The 9,310-nt window shown below is 54.2% G+C and carries 9 protein-coding genes; 1 reads left to right on the top strand and 8 read right to left on the bottom strand.

Features of this window, described 5'->3' with window-relative positions; all coding sequences use genetic code 11:
• Positions 1-79 precede the first annotated feature (79 nt).
• On the bottom strand, positions 80-403 hold the full coding sequence (locus ACOSYY_RS18750; protein WP_421664397.1) for a hypothetical protein: 324 nt from the start codon (positions 401-403) through the stop codon (positions 80-82).
• A gap of 7 nt (positions 404-410) precedes the next feature.
• Complete coding sequence (gene recG, locus ACOSYY_RS18745; RefSeq protein ID WP_421664396.1) at positions 411-2,948, bottom strand: ATP-dependent DNA helicase RecG; 2,538 nt, start codon at positions 2,946-2,948, stop codon at positions 411-413.
• 179 nt (positions 2,949-3,127) lie between these two features.
• Between recG and ACOSYY_RS18740 the strand changes: the two genes are divergently transcribed.
• Entirely contained in the window at positions 3,128-4,495 is a 1,368-nt protein-coding gene (locus tag ACOSYY_RS18740) for a peptidase MA family metallohydrolase (RefSeq protein ID WP_421664395.1), read from the top strand.
• A 9-nt stretch (positions 4,496-4,504) separates the two neighbouring features.
• Here the strand turns inward: ACOSYY_RS18740 and ACOSYY_RS18735 are convergent, their stop codons facing one another.
• From ACOSYY_RS18735 to ACOSYY_RS18710, 6 genes are all read right to left on the bottom strand, one after another.
• On the bottom strand, positions 4,505-5,353 hold the full coding sequence (locus tag ACOSYY_RS18735) for a hypothetical protein (RefSeq protein WP_421664393.1): 849 nt from the start codon (positions 5,351-5,353) through the stop codon (positions 4,505-4,507).
• 115 nt (positions 5,354-5,468) lie between these two features.
• The gene (locus ACOSYY_RS18730) at positions 5,469-5,888 is read right to left on the bottom strand and encodes a thiol-disulfide oxidoreductase DCC family protein (RefSeq protein WP_421664398.1); all 420 of its coding nucleotides are present in this window, start codon (positions 5,886-5,888) and stop codon (positions 5,469-5,471) included.
• A 367-nt stretch (positions 5,889-6,255) separates the two neighbouring features.
• Positions 6,256-7,323, bottom strand: a complete 1,068-nt coding sequence (locus ACOSYY_RS18725; protein WP_421664391.1) for a class I SAM-dependent methyltransferase — start codon at positions 7,321-7,323, stop codon at positions 6,256-6,258.
• Positions 7,320-7,757 (bottom strand): hypothetical protein, encoded by a 438-nt coding sequence (locus ACOSYY_RS18720; RefSeq protein ID WP_421664389.1) that lies wholly within the window; start codon positions 7,755-7,757, stop codon positions 7,320-7,322. The genes ACOSYY_RS18725 and ACOSYY_RS18720 overlap by 4 nt, the downstream gene beginning before the upstream one ends.
• On the bottom strand, positions 7,754-8,578 hold the full coding sequence (locus tag ACOSYY_RS18715; protein WP_421664388.1) for a tetratricopeptide repeat protein: 825 nt from the start codon (positions 8,576-8,578) through the stop codon (positions 7,754-7,756). Before ACOSYY_RS18715 ends, ACOSYY_RS18720 begins: the two co-directional genes overlap by 4 nt.
• Positions 8,575-9,177 (bottom strand): MBL fold metallo-hydrolase, encoded by a 603-nt coding sequence (locus ACOSYY_RS18710; protein WP_421664387.1) that lies wholly within the window; start codon positions 9,175-9,177, stop codon positions 8,575-8,577. The genes ACOSYY_RS18715 and ACOSYY_RS18710 overlap by 4 nt, the downstream gene beginning before the upstream one ends.
• Between the last annotated feature and the right edge of the window lie 133 nt (positions 9,178-9,310).

Genomic DNA, 9,310 nt, shown 5'->3' with positions numbered 1-9,310 from the left:
AGATCCGCGATTAACAAACGACAGGTAAGAGTGCCGATATCGATACCGGCGAATCGTCGCGCGTGCCGACGCGGCTCACTCATTGCTCATTCCGAATTTCTTCCATTTCAACATCCAATTTCCTCCGCGACTCCTTGAGCATCTCGACCTCCTTGACGAGACGCACGATCCCAGCGTCATACACGACGCGCTCGGCCGTTTCGCCCCGTTCCTTCATGTCGACGGCTCGCTCGCCGATGTCTTTGTACAGATCGGAAAGTTGCCGGTCGAGCTTGCGAAGCTCCAGCCTCATGCGGAGCAATTCGGTCTCTTCCAATGCACGGCCGGCAGCATGGACGGTCCCCAGGCGCAGGGTGGCGACCCCGGCCCGCAAGTCATCTTTCAGTCGTTGCAGAAATCCCATCGATATCCTAGCTTATCGATCCAAGTTCGAGCTTCTGCTCCCATTTCCGTAGCATCGCCTCGCGCAATCCTTTATGGGCAGGCTCTTTCAATCGTGGGTCCGACTTCAGTAGCGAGAAGGCCTCCTGCCTGGCCTGCTGCAACAGATCGCCGTCTCGCACCAGATTCGCCACACGAAACTCCGGCATCCCCCATTGGCGCAACCCAAAGAACTCCCCGGGGCCTCTGATCCGCAAGTCTTCCTCGGCAATCACAAATCCGTCGTTCGACCGAACAAGCGCCTCAAGCCGTTCCGTTGCCGAAGGCATAGACTCCCCACTTCCCATCGAACGTCTTCCCAACTGCGTCTTTCCCCGTCCCGGATACTGAGCCATCAAGAGGCAATACGATTGCCGGTCGCTCCGCCCTACCCGTCCACGCAATTGGTGCAGTTGTGCCAGGCCAAACCGCTCGGAATGTTCGATCAGAATGACGGTCGCATTCGGCACATCGACTCCGACTTCAATCACCGTGGTCGCGACCAATAGCTGGATCGTTCCGGCCTTGAAATCAGCCATCACCGCTTCCTTTTCGGCGGCTTTCATGCGTCCATGCAGCAGGCCGACACGGAAGTCGTGAAATTCCCCGTTCTGTAACTGTTCGGCTCCTTGAATCGCTGCCTGGAGGTCGGACTTCTCCGATTCATCCACGAGTGGATAGACTACATACGCTTGTCTTCCGGCCCGCAATTCATCGCGCACAATTTGATACGCACGCCGGCGCTGCGTGTCATGAAAAAGAAATGTCCGCACCGGCTTTCGCCCCGGCGGCAGCACATCGATAACCGATACGTCAAGGTCACCATACACCGTCATCGCCAATGTCCGGGGAATGGGCGTGGCCGTCAAGACGAGCACGTCCGGCTTATAACCCTTGTCGATCAGTGTCTTTCGCTGCAGGACGCCGAACCTGTGCTGTTCATCGACCACCGCCAAAGCCAAGTTTTTGAATCTCACCCCATGTTGAATGAGGGCATGTGTGCCAATCGCTACCTGAACGTCACCCGATGCCAGTTTCTCACCCTGTGTCTTTTTCACCGAGGATGGCGCTCCCCCACGCACGAGAATCGTGTGTAGTCCCAGGGCCTGCAACGTTCCGGAAAGATTACGATAGTGCTGCTCCGCTAGTATCTCGGTCGGCGCCATCAGCGCGGCCTGATAGCCTGAACCACAGGCCATCACCAATGCATACAGGGCAACCGCCGTTTTCCCGGACCCCACATCGCCTTGCACCAGACGATTCATGGGACGCGGCGAAATCATGTCTCGAAATATTTCACGAATGACTCGATCTTGGGCCGTCGTGAGACGAAACGGCAACAGACGACTAAGTTGTTGCAAGAGAGGTGTCCGAGGGTTGAACCGCAGTTCCTTCGGCTCTTCGTGAACCGATCGATGCCTGGTCGCTAAGGCCAGTTGGAGCAGTAAGAGTTCCTCAAACGCCAAGCGTCGATGCGCCGATGTCTTTCCTCGTTCCAGAAGCTGAAGATCGGTGCCGATCTTGGGGAAATGGATATCGTGGAGGGCTTCATGTATCGAGATCAACCGTTGCCTTGCTCGAAGTGGCACAGGCAAATGGTCCTGGAACTCTGTGCCATGGTCCGCCAATAGATTGTTCACTAGCACGCGCATCTGGCGAGAGGTCCACCCTTTGGTCTCGTGATAGATCGGAACGATTCGGCCGACATGCAGTGTCGATTCGGTATCTTCTCCGATGATTTCATATTGCGCCACATCCATGCGCGGGACCATCCATCCTTGCCGGCCTGAAAGCACTCGCCCGCTCATCATCACGCGAGTCCCGACTGTAAAAATCTCCTCCAAGTATCGTTGATTGAAGAACACGACCTGCATTCGCCCAGAGTGATCTTCGATGCCGATTTCCACTACACTCAACCGTCTATTCCTTGTCCGCTTCGCCTCGCATTTTCCGATGATCCCACAAACAGAGGCACCCATTCCCGGGACGAGATTTCCGATCGGTGTCATGACCGAACGGTCCTCGTAGCGCCACGGGATGGTCCAGAGCGCATCCTCCACCGTCTCGATATGCAATCGTTGCAAGACATTCGTGCGTTTCGGCCCAACGCCCTTGGCGAACCGGACCGGGAGATTCCACAGATCGGATCTGCCGACCGTCACTCCTGAGTGACAGGAGACCTGCGTCGGTGAATCTTTCAGCCGAGTGAGCTTCTGTTGGTCAACGGCTCGAAGCGCCCTAATGAGCAACACGGCAGCCTGTAATCGTCGACGTTGTTCATCGAAGGGGAGCGCCGGCTGAAAATCGATAAAGAGGTCCCGCAATGAAATGAGGCGGGCTTCAATGGCCTTAGGATACACGTCGTGGCAAAGGGCAGCCAAGACTTGTGACGAAATAAATGAACTCAGGTTTGTGATGGCCCGGAGATGGGCACAATCATCTCGGCTCGCAAACTCGATCGGCCGCGCGATGCGATCCAACCACTCCTGAAACGGCGTGTGCGGACTCGATTCAGTGGGAGCCTGCATAGGGTCGGGATCGTAGCACAGCGTTTTTCAACGCTCAACGGACTATGCAGAACCGTGTCGGAATGCTCAGCTCGTTTTACCGGATTGCTTGGTCGCATTTTCTTAGGCTGCTACACTGGTTTCAACCAACCATGTACCGCCGCAATATTAGACATATTCTGATACCGCTTGCAGTCACCGTGACTCTGGTGATTGGCTACAATCTCTTCTTAAGGTCTGCCCCACTCCCCCAATTGGCGCAGTTCGGTGAAACCATCGAACCGGTAGCTCCTCCTCCCCCTCTGCCGCAAAGCAGGGCGTCCGAAAGTGAGGCGAAATCGGTTCGCATACTCGATCAAAGCGTGGTACCGCCTACCCCGCATGAAACCTTGCTGGAAGCCATTCGAGATGAGATTGAAAAACATAACTTGTCGCTCGCGGAAACGAAACTGAAAGAGCTTCCTCCGACTGTCCTGTCGGACGTAACGTCCAAAACCTTCGTGGCGACCCTGTGGAATAATCTCGGGTTACAACAGGAACGACTTAATGGCACACGGGCATCCGTCCGAGCATTCAAGAATGCCGCGGATCTTGAGGACTCGAATCCGGTGATCCTTATGAATCTTGCCCATGCCTACTGGGAGCAGCGAAACCCCGCCCTGAATGCAGAATTCCTCATGAAATTGATGAAACTGGCCCCGGATGAACCGTTTCCGCACTTGGCCATGGCCGACTTGTTACAAGAACAGGATGAGCTGCAGGAGGCCGCGAAACACTTAGACCAGGCAGCCGACCGAGTTCGGCACGATCCGGCATTACAGTCCTACCTTGCCGCCGTCACAACAAAGGTTCGCCGCGCCCAGTCGGTTGAATCCCACATGGCGGCAAGGAGCAGTACTCACTTTGTGGTGAAGTTCGACGGTGAAGAAGATCAGAGCACCTGGATTTCGGTTCTGGAGATTCTTGAAGAAGCCTACCGGGAGATTGGGCAGAAGTTCAGTCATTTTCCTTCGAAGCCGATTATGGTCGTCCTCCATGCCAAGGATTCGTTTCAAGGAACGACAGGGAGCCCGGCCTGGGCCGATGGCCTCTATGATCCTACTCTTGGACGCATTCAAATTCCGACTCAAGGGGCGACCACGGACCGGAAGTGGTTGGCAAGTGTGCTCCGTCACGAGTATGTTCATGCTCTACTGCACGACCGTATGGGAGCAAACCGCGAGGCATTGCCGACCTGGCTAAATGAAGGCTTGGCTATGCAATTGGCCGGAGATGCCTGGCCCGACCTCGATCAGGCCATGAGCGGAAACATTAAAGTCATTCCTTTGACCTATCTGGAAGGTTCGTGGGGCGCACTACCGGCCAGTGCATCGACAGTGGCCTACCTAGAAGCCAATTCGGCAACACGCTACTTAATTGAACGATGGGGGATGGCGACCGTCGATGAGTTGCTGAATGCGTTACAAGCCAAGTCGACTATAGCAGCAGCAATTCAAGACAAATTGTTTGTCTCCTACGAACAGTTCCAACGGCAGTGGCTTGAAAGCTTTGAACGGATCCGGTCGTAGTTTTCTCTGTTAAATCGATCCCGCCGCGTCCTCTTCCTGCGATTGATTAGGCCAGACGGGAAGTACATCGGCCTGATCCCCGTGTGACTGCTCAGGCCCTTCATCGGCCCTCAGCTGAGAGAGTTGATCCTCCCACAGAACTTTCTTTCCACTGGGATCATACATGCGAATCCTAAAGTTAAAGGTGTGGGAACTCACGGATGGAATGCTGTCCGGCTGGATCGATCGACCTGCTATCCGCTGGACTCGCGGAATTCGTGTATGGACAGTCGTAAACTCATCCTCCCACAGAAGCACGCCGGTCGCTGGATCCATTGCGCGCAGTAAAAAGACAGGTTGCTCCATAGTCGCTTCAACAATATGTACCCTCGTAACGGTTGCTCGCCGCGGCAGTGCCGTTGATACGACCTTTCCTCCTGCTTCCCAACTAGGCTGCACCAGATTGAGTCGCCCCTGCCATTGAAACACTCCGGTATTTGCGTCGTATACCCGCAATATAAAATCGGAGAGATCTGTAGCGCCACTTCCCACTCCGCCCGCAAAAATACGCGGCCCGCGGTTCGACCTCACACCGTCGCTTTCCCTGACGGCTAGTTCATAGATTTCATTGGACAATACGTCGCCCGATTCAGCGTCATACACCTTTACCGCAATCGTTGAGATGGTACCGATTTGGTAACCGAACCCTGCCGCCACAATTGCTTTTTTTTCTTCTGTGCCGACTCCGCTCCATGCCTCACCACTAGAGAATGAAAGACTAAAGGCAACGGTAATTACCAAGCTAAGAATTTTCGAAGAGCCATAGGTCACATGGACCAGGCCGGCCAAACCCTGCGATACATCCCATCTGTGCAACATATACCCTCCTCAAAAGTTGAACGCATTCTGAAAGAGGGTAGGTCGTCCGTAAATTCCTCGCAGTAGGAAGAATTCTCTCCAAAGAGGGGGATCTTCAGAAGATAAGAACCGTTACTCAATCAAGTCGGCTGGAGCGTTCGGCTTCGCCGAACCATTGATACCGATGGCGAGCAACCATGCGATAACCCCATTCGGCAAGCCGCTTTACAGAAGGGAACCGTAACCACCACAATAGAAGCTTTCCACCTGGAAGGATAGGAATGAGAGGGAGAAACGCTTCGAGACCTTGAACCACTTCTCCTGAAGATCGAATGAAGAACGCCACATGAGGACGACCAGGACGATAACCTCGTCCTAGCGCCATTTTGGCCTCTTCACTCTGATAGGCTAGGAATCTGACTCCTGTTCCGGGTTGAGCGACTCTTAGTTTGTCAAGTTTCGCTTTTGCAAAAACGCAGAGACGACATTCCCCATCATAAAGCAGAAGACAGGTCTGCCCGCGTAACTGTCCCTCTGCCAATTGATCGATACCCATAATGGAACAGGCTAACACTCAAATCTTCATGACAACAAGACACCATTGCCGAACTTTTCTTCGACAGTCTATAGTCACTGGATGCGACAAAGCCTCTTGCCGGTTCTGTTACTCAGCACCCTCATTGTTGAGGCAGGGTTTCTCTTCATAGAAAAGGGCGCCTCCACTCTGCTGATCATGGATTGGAAGATCGGATTTTTTATCCTGGCACCTCTTGTACTCGCTCTTTTGATTTGGTTCCAGTTTCGATGGGCTCCAGTAGTTTGCGTCTTTTACGCCACGGTCGGGTTGGCAATGGACATCGCAACGGTCGTTCAGACGTTGGCAAAGGATTCAGGAAATATTGCATCCCTGATGGCCAGCGGAGTCAGCGGACTTTTTTATCTCTGCTTAATCGTGTTCGGCGGACGGTCGTTTTTGAACGTGGGCCCGGGACCATTGCCTCTAGAACCCCCTCCTCCCAGTCCTCCGTTCCCTTCTTGATGGGAAGAGTTTTGACAACGACGAATCCGACATCCTTCAACCACTTGGTCGTCTCCGAGGCTGAATAGGTGTTTCCGCCGTCCGTGAACAATAACATCGCCACAGCAAATAAACTTGCTTCTGCCGGGTACAAACCTTCGCGATCGTGAAGAAATGCGTCTTGGATGATGAATCGGCCACCCGGCTTCAATGCGGCCCTCGCTCGGCGAAAAATGGCCTGGTTCTCTTCGGGCGAATAAATGTGCAGCACATTCGAGCACCAGATCACATCATATGAGCCAGGGATAGGATCTCTCGAGAAATCGAGCGGGAGGTAGGAGAGTCGATGCCTCGCTCTGTGCGTGCCGGCGATTTCTTTGGCAACCTCAAGAGCGGGTTCTCGATCGCAGACGGTAGCGCGAAGCGTCGGGTTCCTGGCAAGAAACGCCATGGCATAGGTGCCTGGCCCTCCACCGAGATCCAGTAGTGTTTTCGCACGACCCATATGAACTTGCGCAGCAATCGCAGGGGCAATTTCCAAGGTCCTGTGGTGCATGGCCCACGTGAATTGTCGACGGTAATCCGGACTGTCGGGAGTATCATGGTCGATCGGCAAGCCGTTCCGCACGGATTCCGACAATCGTATCCAGTCCACCCAATGGCGTTTGATCAAATTCAAATATCCGCCACGATATGCGCGATGGTCGGCATTCAGCGCTGTTGCTCCCAACCGGCTATTTCGATAGCTGACTCCTTTCTTCTGTAATATCCCGACGGCGGCGAGATTACGACAAAGGATGCTCAAACCCCTTTCACTGACCTTGAGTTCCTTGGCAAGGTCCAGGATCGTCCACGATCGGCCGCCGACAGTCGTAAAAAGATCCAGTTCCAAAGCGACCAATAATACTCGTGGCAATCGATAGGCTGATACAGCGTCCCGAAATTCATCGAATGTCGCGATGTGTTGAGTCACGATGCGCTTCCGATTTGCCTGCGGCACCATTGGAGGAGATCATCCAGTTTGGCGCGATTTTGCAGATCCGCCTCTCGGGAAAATGTGACTGCTACAAACTCGTCAGTCATCTCGGTCTCCTCAACAAACCCGGATTGAAGGAGAAGCGTCCGATATTTGGAAACAGCAGGCTGAAGAAAATACTTGGCCTGCTTCGCGACTTCATCGGTGCCTAAATCCTCGGGGGTTCCTTCCGACATGAGCGCCATTACCTCATCCATCGCCACCCCATACTGGCAAAGTACCTTCCCGTCCGGCCTGACTTCCAAGAGCCAGCCGTCTCCACCAAGATCCATGACGAGCGGACCGTCCGGCTCCAATTCGTAAAACTGAGGGAAAGACCGCTTTAGATCGGCGCGCAGCTGGGTCCAAGCCGGGGAAGCATGCTCCGTCATGCCTGCACCCTTTGTCGAGGCCTTGACTGGTACGGACCGGCAAGGCGGGCTCGAAGTATTTTCAGGCGCTGAGTGTTTTCTTCCAATTTCGGCAGACGATACTTACGGTCCATGCACACCACCTGTTCGAGAAGATCCGCTGCCTCCTGCAAACGTCCCGTTTCCTCATAACATTGCGCCAGCACGTATCGGGCGCCACCGACACGAAGCTCGTCGCGTAATCGCTCGGCGATCGACTGGCTGGTTTGGCAACAAGCAGCGGCCTCGTCGTAGCGTTTTTGTATCAAGAACGTGCGGCCTATCATGCGCCAGGCGTCTGCAACACCGCCCGGATTACCTAGCCGCCGCATCAACTCCAACGACCGTTCATAAAACTGAATCGCTTCCTCAAAGTGACCCGTTTCACGAGCCACCAGACCAAGGTCCGAGAATAGGACGGCTTGGGCCGGTTCATCATGCGTTTTGGCCATGATGTCGAGAGCCTCTAGGTAGTACGCCTTGGCTCGATCCCATTCACCGGCATCGGCCCGGAGATTTCCCAGGTTTGCCAGCGTCGTCCCGATGCCTTTCTCGTCACCGAGGCGTTTTTGCAATTCCAAGACCTCCTGATAATGCGCCTGGGCATGGTCCCGCCGTCCGCTGACAGCGCAGATGTTACCCAGGTTACCGAGTGTGGCGACCAGGGCGCGTTGATCGCCGGTGAGTCGATCATACTCTAGCGCCTTGGCATAACAGGTATAGGCCTCCGTGTAGTGTCCTCGTGAGAAATGTTCGTTGCCTTGCCGGTTCAATTCTTCGGATAAGCTGTTACGCAATGTCATGACGTCACTGACAAGAGTTGTTCCACTTGCTGTTTTCCGCCAACAAGAATGGATGTGCCGTCTCCGACGAGGAGGCTATCGAAATTGTACTTCAAGAGGCGGCGGAGCCCATTCTTGGCCTTTTGGAGATCTACATATTTTTCGGGAGGAAGCAGACATACGGAACCGGCCGGTTTGCCGATCAGCGCGTCCCCTACGATCAGCACACCTCGCCCCCGCTCGATAAACAATGCCGATTCTCCCGGAGACTTCTGATCTTTCAGATGGATGACCCAAATCCCACCGGGTAATAGCTCACCATCCTTGTAGGTCGTCGCTGGCTTCACATCCATCTGAGCGGCATCCGCTTCCGGCACTCGCATTTGACACCTAAACTCTGCCTGATAGACCGCAGCTTCTCGGAGATGATCTCGGTTCGTGATGATGATGTAGTCAATCGGCTCATGTCGGCGGACGACCGCTCTCGCCTCGGCCGTCATCGGGGGTGGGTCCACCAGGATCTTATGTTCACCGATCACCAAGAACAATCCGTTGAAGTCGAGCTGCTTTTCGTCGGAAAACCATGACCATTGCCAGATATCGGATAAAATTTGTTTCATAGCAGAAACCGGCACTTCATGCTTGGGAAGTCATGACACTACAGAATCACAGAGCCGCGATGGCATCCTTGATCGCCTTGGTGACTTTCGTCCGGATGCTCGCTTCGTTAGGCAAATCGATAATGTCGTCTTC

This window comes from Nitrospira sp. BLG_2 (assembly GCF_049222245.1).
This window is presented reverse-complemented; position numbering and strand designations above follow the sequence as displayed.

Bases quoted from the DNA above. Each gene is read 5' to 3' on its own strand.
- ACOSYY_RS18750 (WP_421664397.1), bottom strand. From the start codon at position 403: ATGGGATTTCTGCAACGACTGAAAGATGACTTGCGGGCCGGGGTCGCC.
- recG (WP_421664396.1), bottom strand. From the start codon at position 2,948: ATGCAGGCTCCCACTGAATCGAGTCCGCACACGCCGTTTCAGGAGTGG.
- ACOSYY_RS18735 (WP_421664393.1), bottom strand. From the start codon at position 5,353: ATGTTGCACAGATGGGATGTATCGCAGGGTTTGGCCGGCCTGGTCCAT.
- ACOSYY_RS18730 (WP_421664398.1), bottom strand. From the start codon at position 5,888: ATGGGTATCGATCAATTGGCAGAGGGACAGTTACGCGGGCAGACCTGT.
- ACOSYY_RS18720 (WP_421664389.1), bottom strand. From the start codon at position 7,757: ATGACGGAGCATGCTTCCCCGGCTTGGACCCAGCTGCGCGCCGATCTA.
- ACOSYY_RS18715 (WP_421664388.1), bottom strand. From the start codon at position 8,578: ATGACATTGCGTAACAGCTTATCCGAAGAATTGAACCGGCAAGGCAAC.
- ACOSYY_RS18710 (WP_421664387.1), bottom strand. From the start codon at position 9,177: ATGAAACAAATTTTATCCGATATCTGGCAATGGTCATGGTTTTCCGAC.